Origin of the sequence: Roseobacter denitrificans OCh 114, assembly GCF_000014045.1 — a bacterium.
Lineage (GTDB): Bacteria > Pseudomonadota > Alphaproteobacteria > Rhodobacterales > Rhodobacteraceae > Roseobacter > Roseobacter denitrificans.
Map to the genome: position 1 here is coordinate 368,584 of NC_008209.1, position 20,737 is coordinate 389,320.

The following is a 20,737-nucleotide window of genomic DNA, read 5'->3' on the forward strand; positions in this document are numbered from 1 at the left end:
ATTCCATGACACGGCGGCGCGATTGTAAGGGTCAACCGCTCATGTTGCACAGTTTGCACTCACGAAAAGGCGGTTGGAGCTCGGCACCGACGATGGCCGATCTGATCTGCCGTGCGGTCAGTGCGCAAGAGCCACAGCAGCGCAACCGCTGCGCTTGCGATGGACATTCTGAAAACTCTTCTGCCTGTTCTGATGTTTTCGGTGGTTGGCCCAAACGGTCCGATGATCTGTGGTAATCGTGCTGCACCGCCACAAAGGGGTCACGTCACAACGCGCAGCGTCAAATTCAACCGCCCGCCGTTTTCAAGAAGCGTGGAGGAGCCAAAGCGAATCCGGTCAACCCCGTGATAGGCCAGCCGCGCCGCACCGCCCATAACAACGACATCGCCCGATTGCAGCCAGACAGATTGCGTTTTGCTGCCCCGTTCGCTGTGGCCCATTCGAAACAGCCCATCGTCCCCCAGTGAAATCGACAGCACCGGCCATTCAAGGCTGCCTTCGTCCTTGTCTTGATGCAGCCCCATGCGCGCGCCTTCACCATAGAAGTTCACAAGGCAGCATTCCGGATCACGCGCGGATCCGCTCAGGTCTTTCCACACCCGCAACACCGATTCCGGGATCGCGGGCCAGTCCTGCCCGCCCGGATGCGTCCTTGCATGGCGATAGCCCTGCCGATCCGTGACCCACCCATAGGCCCCCGCCGCTGTCATGCGCACTGACATTTTGTTTCCACGGGGGGTTATCGGCTGCACCAGCGGCGCGGATCGGACGATGTCGCGCACATCATCCAGAACACGCTGTTGCGCGGCCAGATCAAGGTAACCTTTGTAAATATCAAAGCCCAAAACACTCAAATGCATGGCGCAATTCACCTAAGTTGCCGCAATCGGAAAAATTACACGTAGAATCCGCCTGCATAAAGAAGTGAAAGGTTGCAGCATAGGAACCCCCTCCTTATATACGCTGCGAACCACATGAAGCGTAGCGCTTTGATGTGATCAAATATGGGGCAGCGGCGCCATAACGGGCCAACGCTCCGTGTCTTCGCCTTAAGAAAAAGGGATCAAAAAATGTCAAAAGTTATCGGTATCGACCTCGGAACCACAAACAGTTGCATCGCCATCATGGATGGATCGCAGCCCCGTGTCGTCGAAAACGCGGAAGGGGCGCGCACTACGCCCTCCATCGTTGCCTTCACGGATGATGAGCGTCTGGTGGGACAGCCTGCGAAACGGCAGGCCGTGACCAACCCGGACAACACAATTTTCGGTGTCAAGCGCCTGATCGGTCGTCGCAATGACGACGCGGCCCTCGCCAAGGATAAGAAGAACCTGCCCTTTGCCGTGATTGACGGTGGCAATGGTGATGCATGGGTCGAAGCCAAGGGCGAGAAATATTCACCCAGCCAGATTTCAGCCTTTATCCTCGGCAAGATGAAAGAAACCGCCGAGAGCTATCTTGGCGAAGACGTCACGCAAGCGGTCATCACGGTGCCTGCCTATTTCAATGACGCACAACGTCAGGCCACCAAGGACGCCGGCAAAATCGCCGGTCTCGAAGTGTTGCGGATCATCAACGAGCCGACGGCGGCTGCGCTGGCCTACGGTCTGGACAAAGAGCAGACACAAACCATCGCGGTTTATGACCTTGGCGGCGGTACATTCGACGTCACCATTCTGGAAATCGACGACGGTCTGTTCGAGGTGAAGTCAACCAACGGCGACACGTTCCTTGGCGGTGAAGACTTTGACATGCGGATCGTGAATTACCTCGCGGATACGTTCAAGAAAGAGCATTCGGTCGACCTGACGCAGGACAAAATGGCGTTGCAGCGCCTGAAAGAGGCGGCAGAGAAGGCCAAGATCGAACTGTCTTCTTCCAGCCAGACAGAAATCAACCAGCCGTTCATCTCGATGGGTTCAAACGGGCAGCCGCTGCACATGGTGATGAAGCTGACCCGCTCCAAGCTGGAAAGCCTGGTCGGTGATCTGATCAAAGCGTCGCTCAAGCCGTGCAAAGACGCGCTGAAGGATGCGGGCCTGTCCGCCTCCGACATCGACGAGATTGTTCTGGTCGGTGGTATGACTCGGATGCCAAAAGTGGTCGAGGAAGTCACAAAGTTCTTCGGCAAGGAGCCGCATAAAGGCGTGAACCCGGATGAAGTCGTGGCCATGGGTGCCGCGATCCAGGCGGGTGTTCTGCAGGGCGACGTCAAGGATGTTGTGTTGCTTGATGTGACGCCACTGTCGCTTGGGATCGAAACGCTGGGCGGTGTTTTCACCCGCCTGATTGATCGCAACACGACCATCCCGACGAAGAAATCGCAGATCTTTTCCACAGCCGAGGACAATCAGAACGCGGTGACGATCCGCGTCTTCCAGGGTGAGCGTGAAATGGCTGCGGACAATAAAATCCTCGGCGCGTTCAATCTGGAAAACATCCCTCCGGCCCCACGCGGCATGCCGCAGATCGAAGTAACCTTCGACATTGACGCCAACGGCATCGTTTCGGTTGGCGCGATGGACAAGGGCACCGGTAAGGAACAGAAGATCACGATCCAGGCGTCTGGCGGTCTGTCCGATGAGGACATCGAAAAGATGGTCAAGGATGCCGAGGAAAACGCCGATGCGGACAAGGCGCGTCGCGAGTTGATCGAGGCGAAAAACCAGGCGGAAAGCCTCATCCACTCGACTGAGAAGTCCTTGGAAGAGCATTCCGACAAGGTTGATCCAACCACGGTTGAAGCGATCGAATTGGCAATTGCCGCGCTGAAGGACGAGATGGAAAGCGAAAATGCCGACAAGATCAAGTCCGGCATCCAGAACGTCACCGAAGCGGCCATGAAACTGGGCGAGGCGATCTACAATGCCTCTCAGGAAGAAAACGACGACGTCGCCGAACCTGCCGACGGGCCACATGATGATCAGGATGACATCGTGGACGCCGAGTTCGAGGATCTCGACAACGACAAACGGGCCTAAGGCTCTGCGAAACCCGGAACCACTGAACGGGCCGGCCTTACGGGCCGGCCCGTCACGTTCCATCTAGGGGATATTTTCATGGCAAAACGTGATTATTACGAGGTGCTTGGCGTCTCCAAGGGCGCTTCGAGCGATGACATAAAAAAGGGGTATCGCCGCAAAGCCAAAGAGCTGCACCCTGACCGGAACAAGGATGATCCAAACGCAGAAGCCCAGTTCAAAGAAGCGAACGAAGCCTATGAAGTGTTGAAGGATGCCGACAAGAAGGCTGCATATGACCGCTATGGCCACGCAGCCTTTGAAGGCGGTATGGGCGGCGGCGGTGGCGGCCGCCCCGGTGGCGGTTTTGGCGGCGGTCAGGACTTTTCGTCGGCGTTTTCAGATGTGTTTGACGATCTGTTCGGAAACTTCGCGGGCGGTGGTCAACGCGGTGGTGGAAATCGAGCATCGCGCGGCTCCGATCTGCGCTACAACTTGCAGATCAACCTTGAAGACGCCTTTAGCGGCTTGCAGAAAACCATTAATGTCCCGACATCCATAGGGTGCAAAACCTGTAACGGTTCGGGCGCCGAGGGCGGTTCCGAGCCGAGCTCCTGCCCAACCTGCTCGGGCATGGGTAAGGTACGCGCACAGCAAGGTTTTTTCACAGTCGAACGCACCTGCCCGACATGTTCCGGCCTTGGCCAGATCATCAAGAATCCCTGCAAAAGCTGTCAGGGGGCGGGCCGTGTTGAAAAAGATCGCGCGCTATCCGTCAATATCCCGGCTGGGGTCGAGACAGGAACCCGCATCAGGCTCGCCGGTGAGGGTGAAGCGGGCATGCGCGGCGGCCCGTCGGGCGATCTTTACATTTTTATCGAAGTGGCAGAACATGAATTGTTTCAACGCGATGGGACAAACCTGTTTTGTCGCGTGCCTGTGTCCATGGCCAAGGCGGCGCTCGGTGGTTCGATAGAAGTGCCGACGATCGACGGTGGCCGCGGCCGCGTCCAGATCCCGTCCGGCAGCCAGTCAGGACGTCAGATGCGGTTGCGCGGCAAGGGCATGCCAGCCCTCAGAGGTGGGTCTTCGGGTGATATGTTCATAGAGCTCGCGGTTGAAACACCGGTCAACCTGACATCCCGCCAAAAGGAACTGTTGGCAGAATTCGATGAGTTATCCGAGAACAACAACCCGGAATCATCTAGCTTTTTCTCGTCTGTCAAAAGCTTTTGGGACAGCATGAAGGGCTAGGGTTAAAAGCCATATGATCTGGGCGGGCCAGTCAGGCCCGCCAGCAAAACCCCATCAGGCATGGCGGATATCGACAACGGTTACGGTCCCGTTTTGATGGAGGGCGGCATACGCCCCGTGCCCGATCTTAAGCTGCTGCCATCAGGGCCGCGCAACGGTTTTTCAGCGCCGAAGACAGCAGTCCTGCGTTACCTGATACCTGATGTTTCAGGTATTTCGTCAAACGCTCAAAGATGGGACCATTCCGTTCGATGGTTCAGATCAAACGGCCGTGACAGTGTTTGAACTTCTTGCCTGACTGACAGGGACAAGGCTCGTTACGTCCCGGGTTGCCCCAGGTAGATGGGTCATTTTCGTCAAAGGCTACAGCTGCGTCCGCCGGCCCGGCAACCGGTCCGGCTTGTGCGGATACGGTCGGGCCTGCTGCCGCCGCTTGGGCAGCCGCCTGCTGGGCGCGGATCTGTTCGATCATCGCCTGTTGTTCTTCCTCCGTCATCGGACGGATTTGCGAGAGCTTTTGCGTCACATCTTCGCGCAGGCTGTCCAGCATGGATTCAAACAGTTGGAACGATTCGTTCTTATACTCGTTGAGCGGATCGCGCTGTGCATACCCACGAAACCCGACGACCGAACGCAGATGCTCCAGCGTCAACAGGTGTTCACGCCATTTCGTATCAATCGCCTGCAACAAAAGCTGTTTTTCGATGTTGCGCATGTTTTCCGCACCGAATTGACCGGCTTTTTCGGTCATCAGCTTGTCGGTCGCCTCGACCAGACGTTCGCGGATGGCTTCGTCGTCGACGCCCTCTTCCTCGACCCAATCCATCACGGGCACGTCAATGCCCAGTTGCTCCTGAACCGCGGCATACAGGCCTTCTGCATCCCATTGATCGGCGTAGGTGTTCGGCGGCAGATATTGTTCGATGAAATCGTCGATGACCTGATGGCGCATATCCGTCGTGATCTCGGACAGGTCCTTGGCTTCCATGATCTCGCGACGCTGACCAAAGATCACCTTGCGCTGCTCATTCATGACGTCGTCGAACTTCAGCAACTGTTTGCGGATGTCAAAGTTGCGGCCTTCGACCTTTGACTGCGCGCGCTCAAGAGATTTGTTGACCCAAGGGTGCACAATCGCCTCACCCTCTTTGAGGCCAAGGGTCTTGAGGACTTTCTCCAACCGTTCCGACCCGAAGATACGCATCAGGTCATCTTCGAGGCTCAGAAAGAATGACGACCGCCCCGGGTCACCCTGACGACCGGACCGCCCGCGCAGCTGGTTGTCGATGCGCCGGCTTTCGTGGCGTTCCGAGGCCAGAACATAAAGACCGCCTGCCGCCAGCACCTTGGCCTTTTCATCTGCATGCTGCGCCTCGATGCTGGCGCGCAGGGCTTCAGGGTCCGCATCGGGGTCGGCGGTCAGGGCATTCATGACCTGCAAATCCACATTGCCGCCCAGCTGAATATCCGTCCCACGGCCCGCCATGTTTGTCGCAATCGTCACCGCGCCGTATTTACCTGCATCGGCCACAATCTGCGCTTCCTGCTCGTGCTGGCGCGCGTTCAGAACATTGTGGGTGATACCGGCTTGTTTGAGCATATTGCTCAACATCTCCGACTTTTCGATGGAGGTCGTACCGACCAGAACCGGCTGGCCTTTTGCGTTGCTTTCCTTGATCTTTTCCAGCATCGCCTCGTATTTCTCGCGCGCTGTGCGATAGACCTGATCGTCTTCGTCAACCCGCGCGATGGGCTTGTTCGTCGGCACCTCGACCACACCAAGACCATAGATTTCCATGAATTCTTCGGCTTCGGTCAGGGCCGTACCGGTCATGCCGGACAGCTTGTCATACAGGCGGAAATAATTCTGGAACGTAACGGAAGCCAGCGTGATGTTTTCCGGTTTGATGTCAACGCCTTCCTTGGCCTCGATGGCCTGGTGCAGACCATCGGACAGCCGACGACCGGGCATCATACGGCCCGTGAACTCATCAATCAGAACGACATTGTCGTCGCGCACGATGTAATCCTTGTCGCGCTGGAACAGTTTATGCGCGCGCAGACCCTGATTGACGTGGTGAACAACCGTTGTGCTTTCCGGATCATAGAGCGACTGGCCCTCTTCGAGGAGGCCCTGCGCGTGCAGGATTTCTTCGAGAAACTCATTGCCCTCATCCGTAAAGGTGACGTTGCGGGTTTTCTCATCCAACTCGAAATGATCGTCACGCACCTGAGGGATCACCGCGTCGACGGTCTTGTACATCTCGGACCGATCCTGAGAGGGACCGGAAATGATCAAAGGCGTGCGCGCTTCGTCGATCAGGATACTGTCGACTTCGTCCACAATGGCGAAGTTATGCTGTTTTTGATAAATCTGATCCAACTCGGATTTCATATTGTCGCGCAGATAGTCAAACCCAAGCTCGTTATTGGTCGCATAGGTGATATCGCTGGCATAGGCCTTGCGCTTTTCATCCTCGGGCATGTCGGAATAGGCCACGCCGGTGGTCAGACCCAAGGCACCAAAGACGCTGCCCATCCAAGCGGCGTCGCGTTTTGCCAGATATTCATTGACCGTCACGATGTGCACACCACGACCCGTCAGCCCGTTCAGGTAGGCGGCAAAGGTGGCGGTCAGCGTTTTACCCTCACCGGTTTTCTGCTCGGCGATATTGCCCTGATGCAGGAACACGGCCCCCATCAACTGCGTGTCAAAGGCACGCAGCCCCAGGGCACGGCGCGCCGCCTCGCGGCAGTTGGCAAAGGCTTCGGGCAACAACGCATCGAGGCTTTCCCCCTCCAGCGCACGTTTGCGGAACTCTTCGGTCTTTTCCTTGAGCCCCTCATCGCTGAGTTTTTCGAACTCAGGTTCAAGCGCATTGATCTGGGCAATGACAGGACGGGTCGCTTTGACTTTACGGTCGTTGGGCGAGCCAAAGATCTTTCTTGAAATAGTTCCGATGCCCAGCATGCGTTCTCCAGCCGAAGTAATACGGGCAGGTGCCGATCTGCTTGCTCGTCTGCGACGCAGCCCATAGAAAGTTATTGATCGCTACACTCTTGCAGCGCCACACGCGGGATGTAAGGGTCACGCCAAACCGTGTCAATGTCGCGCCCCGTCGCGACCCCCTCATAGGACGATTACATGCAAAAACATCTCAGAATTCTGGCTTTTTCCGCGTTGACGGCAGCGATTGCTGCCCCTGTGGTTGCACAGGATGACACCGCGCTGACGGCAGACACGGTCATCGCGACAGTGAATGGCGAGGACATCAAGCTGGGTCACATGATCGCAGCGCGCGCCACGTTGGGTGAACGCTATAATCAGATGCCCGCTGAGCAGCTGTGGAATGGAATTGTTGAACAACTGATTCAGCAGACCGCATTGGCACAGGGAATTGAAAGCCTGTCCGCCGGGGAGGCGATGGCGCTGGAAAATCAGGAACGCTCCCTGAAGGCCGCCAAGGCGATCGAAATAGGGCTGGAACAGGCCGTCACCGAAGAGGACATACAAGCGGCCTATGACGCAGAATTTGGCAACCTGGACCCCGAAGAAGAGTTCAACGCCTCCCATATTCTGGTCGCGACCGAAGAAGAAGCAATCGCAGTGAAAGAAGCGATTGATGGCGGTGCGAATTTCGCGGCAACCGCGCGGGAGAAATCAACCGGACCCTCCGGCCCGAATGGCGGCGAGTTGGGATGGTTCAGCACGGGCATGATGGTTCCGAGTTTCGAAGCCGCAACCATCGCACTGGAGGTCGGAGAGGTCTCTGATCCTGTTGAAACGCAATTCGGCTGGCATGTGATCACCCTTAACGACACGCGGCAAAAGAACATTCCGACGCTCGAAGAAGCACGGGAAGGCATAGAGGCTCGTCTCGCGCAGGATGCAGCACTTGGTATCATCCAAAACGCAGCTGCCGGAGCAGCGATTGAGGTGACGCCGTTTGAAAACGCAGATGAGCGGTTCGATCTGATCAACCGGTTCGACCTTTTGGAATAACGAAACATGGCTAAAATTACCGTTGTATCGCCACTGGCACCCAAGAGGTTTCCAGAGATGCCGGTCATTGACGGCGTTTCGTTTTCGACCGTTGCCGCCGGGATCAAATACGAGGGTCGCGCTGATGTGATGCTGGCCAGACTGGCACCCGGCACAACAGTCGCGGGTGTCTTTACCAAATCGGCCACCCGTTCGGCCCCTGTGCTTGACTGCCAGGAAAAGCTGGGAGGGCCAGCGAAGGACGGCGCGGCCATTCTCGTGAATTCGGGTAACTCCAATGCCTTCACGGGGCGCAACGGGCGCGACGCCGTGGCCCGGATCGTGGGCGCCGTGGCGCGGGCCTGCGACGTGCCAGAAACCCGCGTGTTCACATCATCGACCGGCGTGATCGGAGAACCGCTGCCGTTCGAACGCATTACCGAGCGCCTCGACACTCTGGCAGCAACACTCGATCCCAACGCCATTGAGGCCGCCGCCGCCGCCATCATGACAACGGATACCTTCACGAAAGGCGCGACGGCTTCTGTTGAAATCGACGGTAAAACAGTCTCTATCGCGGGGATTGCGAAAGGGTCGGGCATGATCGCGCCGGATATGGCGACCATGTTGGTCTATATCTTTACCGATGCCAGGATTGATCAAGGCACCCTGCAATCCCTCGTCGCGACACATAACGAAAAGACTTTCAACTGTATCACCGTAGACAGTGATACGTCGACATCGGACACGGTGCTGGTCTGCGCCACCGGCGCATCAGGGGTGGATGTGGGTGACAGCGCGCCCTTTGGCGATGCGCTGCACAAAGTGATGAAAGATCTCGCCCATCTCGTCGTCAAGGACGGGGAGGGCGCAACGAAATTTGTCGAGATAACCGTCACCGGGGCCGCGTCTGACAAGGACGCAAAGACGCATGCGCTGTCGGTTGCCAATTCGCCCTTGGTCAAGACCGCCATCGCCGGTGAAGACCCCAATTGGGGCCGCATCGTCATGGCAATCGGAAAATCCGGTGCCCCGGCGGACCGCGACGCGCTGTCGATCCGTTTCGGCGATGTGGAGGTCGCCCGAAAGGGCTGGGTGAACCCGGATTATGTCGAAGCGGAGGCGGCCGCGCATATGAAGGGACAGAATATCTGCATCCACGTCGATATCGGACTGGGGTCAGGTAAGGCGACCGTTTGGACATGTGATCTGACCCATGGGTACATTGAAATCAACGCGGACTATCGGTCCTGAGACTGCAAAGGGTACGAGATGAAAACGGTTCTGGTGTCTGCGGTCGCATTGATCGACATTGACGGGCGGATTTTGCTGGCGCAACGACCAGAGGGGAAAGCCATGGCGGGGCTCTGGGAGTTTCCCGGCGGCAAGGTCGAAGCGGGGGAAACACCGGAACACGCATTGATCCGGGAGTTGGAGGAAGAACTGGGCATCAACACATGGCAATCCTGTCTGGCCCCCTTAACCTTTGCCAGCCACAGTTATGATGATTTTCATTTGCTCATGCCGCTTTTTGCCTGCCGCAAATGGGAAGGCACGCCCATGTCCAAAGAGAATCAATCGTTGAAATGGGTGTTTGCAAGGGACCTGAAGAACTACCCGATGCCCGCCGCAGACATACCGCTCATTCCCGTTTTGCGCGATCTTCTTTAAGAATTCGGAAAAAAAGCGCCAATTTATTAAAATCTGTTAACACATTCGAAACAAATGTGTGACAAATTTTAATTACAACCTAGATTTGAATCGTGTCATTATCCTGGGGAGGAGAGACATGTTACGGACAATTATGCAAGGCAGTGCGATATCTGTGCAAGGAACCTACGTGCGGGCATTGCCTGATGGTAGGATTGTTGTGAGGGTAAACAACACCACCTACGCAGGCGTACCGGTCACAAAAGCCGCCTGATTAGGACCGAAGGGTAAGGAATAGAAACGAAAAGAGGCAGCATCATCGCTGCCTCTTTTTGTATTTTGCCATCGACAGGCTCAGGTCAGGGTTCGCGTAATCTCTTCACGCTCGAAGATTTCGATCACATCATCGGCCCGGATATCGTCATAATTCTCGAAGGCCATACCGCATTCCTGACCGGACTGAACCTCAGCCACCTCGTCCTTGAAGCGCTTGAGTGTCTTCAGCGTTCCTTCGTGGATCACCACGTTATCACGCAGCAAACGCACGCCTGCGGAACGGCGCGCAACACCTTCGGTCACCAGACAGCCCGCGACTTTGCCGACGCCGGTCACTTTGAACACCTCTTTGATGGTCGCGTAGCCGATGAAGTTTTCACGGATTTCCGCCGACAACAACCCGGATGCAGCCGCTTTCACATCATCGACCAGATCGTAGATGATCGAATAATAACGCAGCTCGACACCTTTCTGGTTCGCCGTGTTTCTGGCTGAGGCATTCGCCCGCACGTTAAAGCCCATGATTGGTGCGCCGGACGCTTCGGCCAAGCCCACATCGGTTTCGGTGATCGCACCAACGCCGGAATGAAGAACCCGGACACGCACTTCGTCGTTGCCAATTTTCTCCATCGCCTGAACGATTGCTTCGGCAGAACCTTGCACATCTGCCTTCACCAGAATCGGCAATTCGCTGACATCCTCATCCGCCTTGGCGTTGGCCATCAGCTGCTCAAGCGTCGTCGCCGCACCGGCAGCCGCACGTTTGTCTTTCGCGGCATTCGCGCGGTAGGACGCGATTTCGCGCGCCTGCGCTTCGGTTGATGTAACGTTCAACACGTCGCCAGCCTCTGGCGTGCCATTCAGGCCAAGCACCTCAACCGGGACCGACGGACCAGCCTCTTTGACACGTTCGCCCTGATCGTTGATCAGCGCACGCACCTTACCGTATTGCTCTCCGACGACAAAGATGTCGCCCTGGCGCAGTGTCCCGTTTTGAACCAGAACCGTCGCAACAGGCCCCCGACCAACGTCAAGCTGCGCTTCGATGACAGCACCTTGTGCCGCCCGATTTGGGTTGGCCTTGAGCTCAAGTATCTCTGCCTGAAGCGCGATCGCCTCCAGCAGGTCATCAAGACCTTGCCCGGTGATCGCCGAAACTTCGACATCCTGAACATCACCCGACATCTGCTCAACGATAACCTCATGTTGCAGCAGGTCCGTGCGTACTTTCGTCGGGTCCGCCGCCGGGCGGTCGATCTTGTTGATCGCGACGATCATCGGCACTTCCGCCGCCTTGGCGTGATTGATCGCTTCGATGGTTTGCGGCATCACCGCGTCATCGGCGGCGACAACAAGCACAACGATATCAGTAACTTGCGCGCCACGGGACCGCATCGACGTAAAGGCCGCGTGACCAGGCGTGTCGAGGAAGCTCAACAGTTGGCCACTGTCGGTCTTGACCTGATAGGCACCGATGTGCTGCGTGATCCCGCCAGCTTCGCCCGCCACAACCTTGGCTTTGCGAATGGCGTCCAGCAAAGAGGTTTTGCCGTGATCCACGTGACCCATAATGGTGACGACCGGCGGCCGTGTCTTGAGGTCCGCCTCATCATCCTCGACTTCCTTGATGACATCTTCGACGTCAGCATCCGAAACACGCACGATTCGATGGCCGAATTCCTGCACGATCAGTTCCGCAGTATCCGCGTCGATCGCTTGGTTCTGCGTCACCATCATGCCGTTGTTCATCAGCGCCTTGACGACTTCACCGACCTTTTCGGACATGCGGTTCGCCAGTTCAGAAACCACAATCGCCTCAGGCACCTGCACATCGCGCACGACCTTTTCACGCTCGACCTGACCGCCCATGGCTTTCTGGCGCGCGCGCTCCTGCTTGCGTTTCATGGCTGCCATCGAGCGTTGACGTCCGCCTTCGCCACCGGCAAGCGCTTGATTCAGCGTCAGTTTACCGGAGCGACGGCTGTCATCGTTGCCCTTGCCACCGCGTTTGTTGTCGCGGTCGCGGTCCTGTTGCTTACGCGGCGCCGGTTCGGGGGCTGCTTTGGCAGCCGGGCGTTGCACGACGGGTTCTGCAGCAGGCGCTGCGGCGGCTTTGGCGGCCGCCTCGGCCTCGTCCTTGCGACGCTTGTCTTCTTCTGCCTTGGCTTTCAGGCTTTCCTCGCGTTCACGCTCCGCGCGTTCGCGTTCTTCCTGTTCAGCACGGCGGCGCTCACGTTCTTCGGCACGCGCCTTTTCTTCGGCAATGCGCGCCGCTTCTTCTTCGGCCTCACGTGCTTTCGCTGCCTTGACCGCCTTCAGGCGACGTTCCATCTCCGCATCGGAAATACCCGCCGGCCTTCTGGACGGGTCCCCGATGGGGGCTTTGCCACCTGCCGACGTCGTCGCACCTGCTTTGGGCACCACAACGCGCTTGCGTTTGGTCTCTACCACGACGTTTTTCGTCCGCCCGTGGCTAAAGCTCTGCTTTACGTTGCCTGGACGCGGCGCACCGCCGCGAAGACCCAGAGTTTTTTTGCCGTCAGTATCGCTCATGTAGCTCGTCTATCCTTTCGGATGGCCCCTGCCATCCTCTTTTACGCGCACGCCTTTAAGTCGTTGGGCTTCCTCTACAACACGTTGCGTGAGTCCACCAGAGGCGAGCGCCCCATGTATCACAGTTTGGCGCCCAAATGCCAAACCCAATTCGTCTGCCGTCAACCAACCGATGTAGGATCCGTAATGCGGCGTGCTCAATTTCGATTTTCCACGGCCTGAGCCGTCAACTGCCTGAATCAGCACCTCTGCCTCTTCCATTTGCAGCCAGTTCTTTACCTTTTCGAACCCGGCAACGGCCCGGCCAGCCTTGCGTTGCAGCGAAATCAAATCGACAACTCGGCGGGCCAGTTGCGTTTCGACCTCGTTAACAAGTGTTTCTGGCACTTTAACCGATTGTTTCGCAGCACGCGAGAAGAGACCTTTGGCGATGGCCTTTTCCAACGCAGCCCGATCCGCGGAGACATAGATACCGCGCCCCGGCAATTTGCCAAGAATATCGGGCACGACATCCCCGTCGGGCCCGACCACGAAACGTACCAGCCCATACTTAGGCTGCACGTCGCCCGTGGCAATGCACTTGCGTTCAGGACCGTCACCGCGGTCTTTGGGAGCGCCACCACGACCCATCAGGTGCCACCGAGGCCTGAGATCAGACCTCGGCTTCCTCCGCTTCAGCGTCTTCGGCAACGTCTTCGTCGGGCTCAAGATCTGCCGGATCAACCCAACCCAACATGACACGGGCGGTCATGATCAGATCCTGCGCCTCTTCCAGCGTGACGTCGAAGGGTTCCAGCACGCCATCATCTTTCGAGCGTTCACCATCCACCGTGGTCCAGCCGCCTGCCAGTTCCCAGTCGGCACAGGTTGCAAAATCTTCAAGCGTTTTGACGTCATCTTTTGCCAGCGCTTCAATCATTTGTGGTGTCAGCCCTTCGAATTCAATCAGGCTGTCCTCGACACCGAGGGCGCGCGCGCTTTCAAGGGCTGCCTTGTTCTGTGCCTCAAGCACATCGCGGGCCCGCGCCTGAAGCTCATTCGCCGTATCCTCATCGACCCCGTCGATCACCAACAGCTCATCCACTTCGACATAGGCGACTTCTTCAAGGCTGGTGAAACCTTCGGACACGAGCAACTGGGCAAAGAATTCATCCAGATCCAGATTGTCGACAAAAAGCTTCGTACGCAGTTCAAATTCGGCCTGACGGCGCGCGCTTTCCTGCTCTTCGGTCATGATGTCGATGTCGAGACCAGTCAGTTGTGACGCCAGACGCACGTTCTGACCCCGGCGACCAATCGCAAGGCTCAACTGCTCTTCGGGGACGACGACTTCGATCTTGCCTGCTTCTTCGTCCAGAACAACTTTGGACACTTCGGCAGGTTGCAGCGCGTTCACAAGGAACGTCGGCTGATCTTCATTCCACGGAATGATGTCGATTTTCTCGCCCTGCAACTCGTTCACCACTGCCTGAACACGGCTGCCGCGCATACCGACACAGGCACCAACCGGGTCAATCGACCCATCATACGAAATCACCGCAATCTTTGCACGTGATCCGGGATCCCGCGCGACCGCCTTGATCTCGATGATACCATCGTAAATCTCAGGCACTTCCATCTTGAACAGCTCGGCCATGAATTCGGGCGCTGTGCGGGACAGGAAAATCTGCGGGCCGCGTTGCTCACGGCGCACGTCTTTTATGTAGACACGGATACGGTCGTTCGGGCGATAGGATTCGCGGCCAATCTTTTCGTTGCGGCGCAGAATCGCTTCGCCAGCCCCCACATCCACGATGACATTGCCGTATTCTTCGCGCTTGACCAGACCGTTGATGATCGTGCCCGCGCGGTCCTTGAACTCTTCGTACTGGCGGTCACGCTCGGCTTCGCGCACCTTTTGCAAGATCACCTGCTTGGCGGATTGCGCCGCGATTCGGCCCATCTCTACCGGGGGGACTTCTTCGATCAGTTGCTGGCCGACCTCAGGGTTTTCCATGTATTGTTTGGCTTGCTCAACGGTGAATTCCGCCTGATAGTTTTCCAGCAATTCGTCTTCGACCACCGTGCGCACGCGGGTGAACGTCGCCCGGCCCGTCTTGCGATCAATATGCACCCGGATGTCCATTTCCGCGCCGTAGCGAGACTTCGCCGCGCGGGCGAGCGATTCTTCCATCGCTTCTACGACCAGACCGGGGTCGATCATTTTCTCTCGTGCCACGGCCTCGGCCGTTTGCAACAGCTCAAGCTGGTTTGCGGATGTAATCGCCATTATTGGTCTCCCTCAGAAGGCGTATCGGTCTCTAGCTCCGTAGAAACCTCGTCGAAATTTGTCTCGTCAAGCGCACCGGCAGCCTTACGCTGGCGCAGCATTTCCTTGATCAGGTCGTCCGTGAGCACCAGTTTGGCATCACTCAACCAGTCGAACTTCAGGCCAATCGTGCCCTCTTCGATATTGATCAGGACCTCATCATCTTCAACACCGGCCAGCGCGCCTTTGAACCGTCGGCGGCCATCAACCATATCACCGGTTTCGATCTTGGCCTCATAGCCTTCGAACATCTCAAAATCCTTGAGACGTGTCAGCGGACGGTCGATGCCCGGGCTTGAAACCTCAAGCGTGTACTCATCAAGGATCGGGTCCTCGACATCCAGCACCGCACTCACCGCCTGGCTGATCTCGGCGCAGTCATCCACCTCGATCCCGCCATCCGGCCTATCCGCCATGATCTGCAAAATGGTCGACTTGCCCGACATCAGGCGGACGCGCACCAGTTCAAATCCCATGTCCTCGATCACCGGTGTGATGATCTCGGCCATGCGGCGGTCTATGGCAGCCTTGGCAATCAGGTCGTTGTTCATACGTCTTTCGTTTTGCTTCAAGCACAAAAAAACGGGCGCAGGGCCCGTTCAAAATTCCGGTTGGGCTTTCGGTTTGGACCCGAAAGCGCCGCTGTTGAACAGCATATAGACCCGGTATGCCGCTACTGCAACCCCTGATCGTCTCAGGCCATCCACCACCGCTCAGCGGCGCGCAGGTTATCCAGTGGCCAGCGCCTCCCGGTCTGGGCCGGCAAGGCAAGACCCTGCGACACAGCCGCCGTCATTGCGTGCGTTTCCGGCAACAGCGTGATGCCCGACAGGTCCGCCAGATCAGCCGTATCCGACAGTTCCGCTGCGTCCACGTAATTGTCCCTGAGCGCTTCGGCCCGCACAGCACTTGAGGACAGCGCCACCAGTTCCACCGTATCAAACCACCCGGCGCGCCCGTCTTTGTAGTGATGCGCAACCCGTGCACCCAGAAAATGCCGACCGGGCTGAAAGCGCTGCACCCTGTAAAGCCCCGTGCCGATGCCGTCTCTCATCGCCTCCGCGATATTGCGGGACGGGTACATCACCAACCGGGGGTCCGACAAACGATAGGGGAAGTCAGGGTCGCCTCTGTGCAGTTCAACCAGAACACGCCGCGCATCAAGCACGGCAACCCGCGCCACATCGGCCAGCAACGTATCGCGGTGCAGATCAAAAGACGCCACCACATCCTGTGCCGCAAACCGCGTGCCGTCATGAAAATCGACATCGTCTCGCAGCGTGAGGGTCCAGACCTGCGCGCGCGCATCCCCTTCCCAAGCGGTCGACAACTCGCCATGAAGCGTGCCATCCGCGGCGACTTCGGTCAGCGTGTCGAAAACCGCACCGGCCATGGCCACCTGCATGAACAGGCCATGGTCTTGCCGGGCATCGAAACGATCCGTCCGGCTTGCCCCCGAGAGGGCCGCGCGCAACCGTCCCTTGCGCGACGGACTTGCCTGCACCGATACGCCCGTGGCCGCGAGCAAGGCCGCAGCGGCACCCGTGGCAAACAGCGCACGACGATCCATATGCGAGCGCCGCGTCATCGCCCGCCAATCCTGTCCATGGTGCGCACGAGTTCTGCACTGATTCCCGGTTCGGATAGGGCGTGCCCGGCATTGCGGACCATTTTCAACTCGCAATTCTCCCAGGCTTCCGCGAGGCGGTAGGCGCTGTCAGGGGGGCAGATCATGTCATAGCGCCCCTGCACAATGACACCGGGGATATGGGCGATCCGGCCCACATTCGCCAGAATCTGCCCGTCAAAATCCAGAAACCCGGCATTGGAGAAGTAATGATTCTCAAGCCGTGCAAAGGCCCGCGCATATTCACCGGGGGCGTCCCCGGATGTGCCCGAAGAGTGGATCGACGCCAGCGCATTTTCCCAGGACGACCAGGCCTTGGCAAAACGTGTCTCCTGCGGCATGTCACCGGAAAACAGGCGGCGGCGGTAGGCTTCGATCAGATCGCCCCGCTCGTCTTCGGGGATCGGCCCGGTAAACCGCGCCCAGACCTCTGGCCAGAACTTGCCCGCGCCACCACCATAGAACCAGTCAAGCTCGGCCTGCGTCATCAGGAACACACCGCGCAAGACCAGATGCCGCGTGCGGTCCGGGTGTGATTGCGCATAGATCAGCGAAAGTGTGGCCCCCCAACTGCCGCCGAATACGATCCAATCGTCGATATCCAACGTGCGCCGGATCAGTTCAATGTCATCCACAAGGTGCCATGTGGTGTTATGCGTCACGCTGGCGTGGGGTCGCGAGCGACCACAGCCACGTTGATCAAACAGGATCACACGGAAGACCGTAGGGTCGAAATACCGGCGCATGGCAGGGCTGCATCCACCGCCGGGGCCCCCATGCAACACGATCACGGGAATGCCTGCGGGGTTGCCACATTGTTCAACATAAATGCGATGCCCCTGACCAACATCCAGCATCCGCTGATCGAAGGGATCAACCGGAGGGTACAGGTATTGCACTGCGCGCTTTTGGTCCGAGAATTTATCCATTAGGGGCCTATATAGTACGGAAAGATACATGATCATATGGAGCCGAGAATGCAAGCGCCACAAACAACTGTTGATCCGTCCGAAATTGCCAAGTTCGAGGCGATGGCGGCTGAATGGTGGGACGAAAACGGGAAATTCAAACCGCTGCACATGCTGAACCCGTGTCGGCTGGATTACATCACCACGCAGATTGCAGGTGAATTTGACCGCGATCTGGCAAGCCCGGAACCGTTCAAAGGATTGCGTATTCTGGACATCGGCTGCGGGGGCGGGTTGCTGGCCGAACCCATGGCGCGGCTCGGAGCGGATGTCGTGGGCGCAGATGCGGCAGAGCGGAACATCCCCGTGGCGCGTGTACATGCCGAGCAATCGGGCCTGACCATAGATTATCGCCATACCACCGCCGAAGCGCTGGCCGCTGAGGGAGAGCAATTCGACGTGGTCCTCAACATGGAGGTGGTGGAGCATGTCGCCTCCCCCATCGACTACCTGATCGCCTGTCGTCAGTTGCTGAAACCCGGTGGATTGCAGGTCTGTTCGACCCTGAACCGCAACCCGAAATCCTATGTGATGGCCATCATCGGGGCAGAACATGTGATGCGCTGGCTGCCCAAAGGCACGCATGAGTGGTCCAAATTCATCACCCCGGATGAGCTTTACGATCTGCTGCGTCAATCGGGGATGGACCCGGTGGACCGCAAGGGATTCGTGTTCAACCCGATCTCATGGTCCTGGAAACTGTCGGGTCGGGATCTGAGCGTGAACTACGTCACGGCGAGCGTGAAGCCCGCCTAGAGCGTCTGACGCGATGCCTGAAATAACAACCGTTATGTCATGCGTTGAAACCCTTGAAGTCAGGCAGCGTTGCGTACTTCAGGTTTTCAGACGACGCTTTAGCCCTCATCCCCAAGGAGCATGCGCATTTCGCGCAGAATGGGTATCGCACCGCGTACCTGTTCTGCGCCCATCTTGTCGACCATCTGTGTAATCACGGGCGTGACCGTGCCGACGGCATAGTCGCGCGCCTGACGCCCTGCCGGGCTGATCGCGACGAGTTTGCGCCGCGCATCGTCCCAATCCGGGCGGATGTGGACATAGCCGGCCCATTCCAGCTTGCCCAAGGTGTTGGTCATCGCCCCGCGCGTCACATGCAACGTCTCGGCAAGTTGCGCCGGGGTGCGTTCATCCGCGATCCACGCCAGATGGTTCAACACCGAGAAATGCGAGATTTCCATACCCTTGGGCAGCACGCGGCTGAGACGGGCGCGCACAAGTTGGTCAGCCGCCATAACTTCGGTAAACAGAGCTATTGCAAGGGCGTTTTTGTCTTCATTCATTCATGGACCATCGAAAAGGCGCGCATTCGCAAGGCTTGGAATTCTCGCCCGCGCTGACCCTACTTGTTCCATATGCAGATCGGTCATGTAAACGCCCGGTTGCGTGCCTGCGTCCAATTGCACGTCTCCCCATGGGCCAACCACAAGGGAATGGCCATAGGTTGCCCGCGTCTTGTGATGCTTGCTCGCATGCGTGCCGGTTTGCGCAGGCGCAAGAACATAGCAGCCCGTCTCGATTGCGCGCGCGCGCAGCAATGCATGCCAATGCGCGGCACCCGTGACCGGGGAAAACGCCGCCGGAACGGTCAGGATGTCCGCACCCGCCCGCGCCAGCGCCATGTGCAACGCGGAAAAGCGCACGTCATAACAAACGGTCATGCCCACGGTGGCGAAATCCGTCTGCGCGGTGACGGCGCGCCCGCCGGGTCGATACCCCTCGGATTCGCGATAGGTTTCTTCGGGCGTGACCTGCACATCAAACATGTGGATTTTGTCATAGCGCGCTACGATATCCCCCTGCGGGTCGATCATGAACGACCGGTTGGCAAAGCGCCCATCCGCATCCTGCGTCTTTAATGCAAGCGAGCCGATTAGAATCCAGACGCCAAGGGTGCGCGCCTCATGTTGCAGCGCCTTCAGCGTGGGGTCGTCTTCTTCGTGTGACAGGACTTCACGCTGGTGGGATCGGCTGTTGGACAGGCAATTCGTCACCTCGGGCGTGAGGATGAATGTCGCGCCCTCTGCCGCGGCCTGACGCACATACCCCAGCGTGACCGGCAGGTTTTCTTCCGGATCATCGGTGACATTCAGCTGGATCAGTGCGGTTTTCATTACGCGGCCAGCAGTTGATCCAGCTTGCCCGCACGCTCAAGCGCGTAAAGATCATCGCACCCACCGACATGCACATCACCCACGAAAATCTGCGGAACCGTGCGGCTGCCTTTGGCGCGCTGTACCATTTCCGGCTTGCGATCCGGGTCGGCCAGAACATCCACTTCGGCAAAGTCGATTCCCTTTTGCGAGAGCAACCGTTTGGCCGCATGACAAAAGCCACACAAAGGGGAGGTATAGATTTCCACGTTTTTCATTCGACCGATCCTTGTTCAACACAGACGTTGAAGAGGCATTTAGGTATTCTTTGTCACGCGCGCTAGGGTCACAACGTAAACCGGCCCTGATCCCGCGGCCAGACAGGCATCGGTGGCCGACGACAAGGTGGCACCGGAGGTAAAAACATCATCCACCAGCAGAACAGGTCGGCCCGCCATCCGGTGGCGTCTTTTGGGGTGTGCGCGGATCGCGCCTTTGACAGAGGTGAACCGGACTTCCTTGGTCATTCCGTCCATCGGCTGCGTGCGCCGTTGTCGCTGCAAAAGATCCGGGCATACGGGCAACCCTGCGTGACGGGCCAAGGCCTGTGCCAAAAGCGCGGATTGGTTATACCTGCGTTTCAACAACCGCGTCCAATGCAGGGGAATCGGAGCGACCAGAACATTGTCCAACGGCAAGTCTTCGATGGCGCGCGACATCCAGAGCGCCGCAGGCTCGGCGATTTCCTGACGATCCCCGTGTTTTAGGGCAAGCACCAGACGCCGCGCGTTGTCTTTGTAAAGCAGCGCCGCACGCCCCTTGCTCCAAGAGCGCGGCGTGATCATGCAGTCATCGCACTTAAGACATTCGTTATGATTGTCGCCCGGCAAAGGTGCACCGCAACTGTCACAGATCGACCCCCCGATGAAGGGCGTATCCCGCCAGCAGCCGCCGCACAGACCGAAATCGCTTTCGACCTGTCCGCCGCATCCCAGACAGCGCGGAGGGTAGACGAGCGAAACTGCCGTTTGAAAACTGAGCTGCGACACCT

Annotated in this window: 18 protein-coding genes; 6 read left to right on the top strand and 12 right to left on the bottom strand. The window is 57.9% G+C overall.

All coding sequences use genetic code 11. The features are described 5' to 3' along the window. Positions 1 to 260: 260 nt before the first annotated feature. Positions 261 to 860, bottom strand: coding sequence for an alpha-ketoglutarate-dependent dioxygenase AlkB family protein (locus RD1_RS01765; protein ID WP_011566719.1), 600 nt, complete (start codon positions 858 to 860; stop codon positions 261 to 263). A gap of 210 nt (positions 861 to 1,070) precedes the next feature. On the opposite strand from RD1_RS01765, the gene dnaK reads away from it, so the two are divergent. Both dnaK and dnaJ read left to right on the top strand, forming a co-directional pair. Further along, the gene (gene dnaK / locus RD1_RS01770; RefSeq protein ID WP_011566720.1) at positions 1,071 to 2,981 is read left to right on the top strand and encodes a molecular chaperone DnaK; all 1,911 of its coding nucleotides are present in this window, start codon (positions 1,071 to 1,073) and stop codon (positions 2,979 to 2,981) included. 78 nt (positions 2,982 to 3,059) lie between these two features. Then, on the top strand, positions 3,060 to 4,214 hold the full coding sequence (gene dnaJ / locus RD1_RS01775) for a molecular chaperone DnaJ (RefSeq protein ID WP_011566721.1): 1,155 nt from the start codon (positions 3,060 to 3,062) through the stop codon (positions 4,212 to 4,214). A 256-nt stretch (positions 4,215 to 4,470) separates the two neighbouring features. Here dnaJ and secA read toward each other — a convergent pair whose 3' ends face one another. After that, positions 4,471 to 7,185 (bottom strand): preprotein translocase subunit SecA, encoded by a 2,715-nt coding sequence (secA, locus tag RD1_RS01780; protein ID WP_011566723.1) that lies wholly within the window; start codon positions 7,183 to 7,185, stop codon positions 4,471 to 4,473. A 174-nt stretch (positions 7,186 to 7,359) separates the two neighbouring features. Here secA and RD1_RS01785 point away from each other — a divergent pair, with 174 nt between their 5' ends. From RD1_RS01785 to mutT, 3 genes are read left to right on the top strand one after another with little or no spacing between them, the layout of a single operon-like run. Then, entirely contained in the window at positions 7,360 to 8,217 is an 858-nt protein-coding gene (locus RD1_RS01785) for a foldase protein PrsA (RefSeq protein ID WP_011566724.1), read from the top strand. A gap of 6 nt (positions 8,218 to 8,223) precedes the next feature. Next, positions 8,224 to 9,450, top strand: coding sequence for a bifunctional glutamate N-acetyltransferase/amino-acid acetyltransferase ArgJ (gene argJ / locus RD1_RS01790; protein ID WP_011566725.1), 1,227 nt, complete (start codon positions 8,224 to 8,226; stop codon positions 9,448 to 9,450). Positions 9,451 to 9,468: 18 nt separating this feature from the next. Continuing rightward, a complete protein-coding gene (mutT, locus tag RD1_RS01795; protein ID WP_011566726.1) occupies positions 9,469 to 9,867 on the top strand; it encodes an 8-oxo-dGTP diphosphatase MutT in 399 nt (132 codons plus the stop codon). A 333-nt stretch (positions 9,868 to 10,200) separates the two neighbouring features. Here the strand turns inward: mutT and infB are convergent, their stop codons facing one another. The 6 genes from infB to pip all read right to left on the bottom strand — a co-directional run bounded on the left by infB (position 10,201) and on the right by pip (position 17,539). Beyond that, on the bottom strand, positions 10,201 to 12,675 hold the full coding sequence (gene infB / locus RD1_RS01800) for a translation initiation factor IF-2 (RefSeq protein WP_011566727.1): 2,475 nt from the start codon (positions 12,673 to 12,675) through the stop codon (positions 10,201 to 10,203). A gap of 9 nt (positions 12,676 to 12,684) precedes the next feature. Continuing rightward, complete coding sequence (locus tag RD1_RS01805; RefSeq protein WP_011566728.1) at positions 12,685 to 13,305, bottom strand: RNA-binding protein; 621 nt, start codon at positions 13,303 to 13,305, stop codon at positions 12,685 to 12,687. 22 nt (positions 13,306 to 13,327) lie between these two features. Then, the gene (nusA, locus tag RD1_RS01810) at positions 13,328 to 14,944 is read right to left on the bottom strand and encodes a transcription termination factor NusA (RefSeq protein ID WP_011566729.1); all 1,617 of its coding nucleotides are present in this window, start codon (positions 14,942 to 14,944) and stop codon (positions 13,328 to 13,330) included. Continuing rightward, positions 14,944 to 15,534 carry a ribosome maturation factor RimP gene (gene rimP, locus RD1_RS01815; RefSeq protein WP_011566730.1) on the bottom strand — a complete coding sequence of 197 codons (591 nt, stop codon included), beginning with the start codon at positions 15,532 to 15,534 and terminating at the stop codon, positions 14,944 to 14,946. The genes nusA and rimP overlap by 1 nt, the downstream gene beginning before the upstream one ends. 143 nt (positions 15,535 to 15,677) lie before the next feature. Then, a complete protein-coding gene (locus RD1_RS01820) occupies positions 15,678 to 16,571 on the bottom strand; it encodes an ABC transporter substrate-binding protein (RefSeq protein ID WP_011566731.1) in 894 nt (297 codons plus the stop codon). Further along, positions 16,568 to 17,539 carry a prolyl aminopeptidase gene (pip, locus tag RD1_RS01825; protein WP_044032887.1) on the bottom strand — a complete coding sequence of 324 codons (972 nt, stop codon included), beginning with the start codon at positions 17,537 to 17,539 and terminating at the stop codon, positions 16,568 to 16,570. The genes RD1_RS01820 and pip overlap by 4 nt, the downstream gene beginning before the upstream one ends. A 48-nt stretch (positions 17,540 to 17,587) precedes the next feature. On the opposite strand from pip, the gene ubiG reads away from it, so the two are divergent. After that, positions 17,588 to 18,334, top strand: a complete 747-nt coding sequence (gene ubiG / locus RD1_RS01830) for a bifunctional 2-polyprenyl-6-hydroxyphenol methylase/3-demethylubiquinol 3-O-methyltransferase UbiG (RefSeq protein WP_011566733.1) — start codon at positions 17,588 to 17,590, stop codon at positions 18,332 to 18,334. A 98-nt stretch (positions 18,335 to 18,432) separates the two neighbouring features. Here ubiG and RD1_RS01835 read toward each other — a convergent pair whose 3' ends face one another. The 4 genes from RD1_RS01835 to RD1_RS01850 are packed head-to-tail and all read right to left on the bottom strand — an operon-like array spanning position 18,433 to position 20,735. Then, a complete protein-coding gene (locus RD1_RS01835) occupies positions 18,433 to 18,876 on the bottom strand; it encodes a MarR family winged helix-turn-helix transcriptional regulator (RefSeq protein WP_011566734.1) in 444 nt (147 codons plus the stop codon). Then, on the bottom strand, positions 18,877 to 19,707 hold the full coding sequence (locus tag RD1_RS01840) for a carbon-nitrogen hydrolase family protein (protein WP_011566735.1): 831 nt from the start codon (positions 19,705 to 19,707) through the stop codon (positions 18,877 to 18,879). It lies immediately after the preceding gene. Next, positions 19,707 to 19,964, bottom strand: coding sequence for a glutaredoxin 3 (gene grxC, locus RD1_RS01845; protein WP_011566736.1), 258 nt, complete (start codon positions 19,962 to 19,964; stop codon positions 19,707 to 19,709). Before grxC ends, RD1_RS01840 begins: the two co-directional genes overlap by 1 nt. 39 nt (positions 19,965 to 20,003) lie before the next feature. Continuing rightward, on the bottom strand, positions 20,004 to 20,735 hold the full coding sequence (locus tag RD1_RS01850) for a ComF family protein (protein WP_011566737.1): 732 nt from the start codon (positions 20,733 to 20,735) through the stop codon (positions 20,004 to 20,006). Positions 20,736 to 20,737 lie beyond the last annotated feature (2 nt).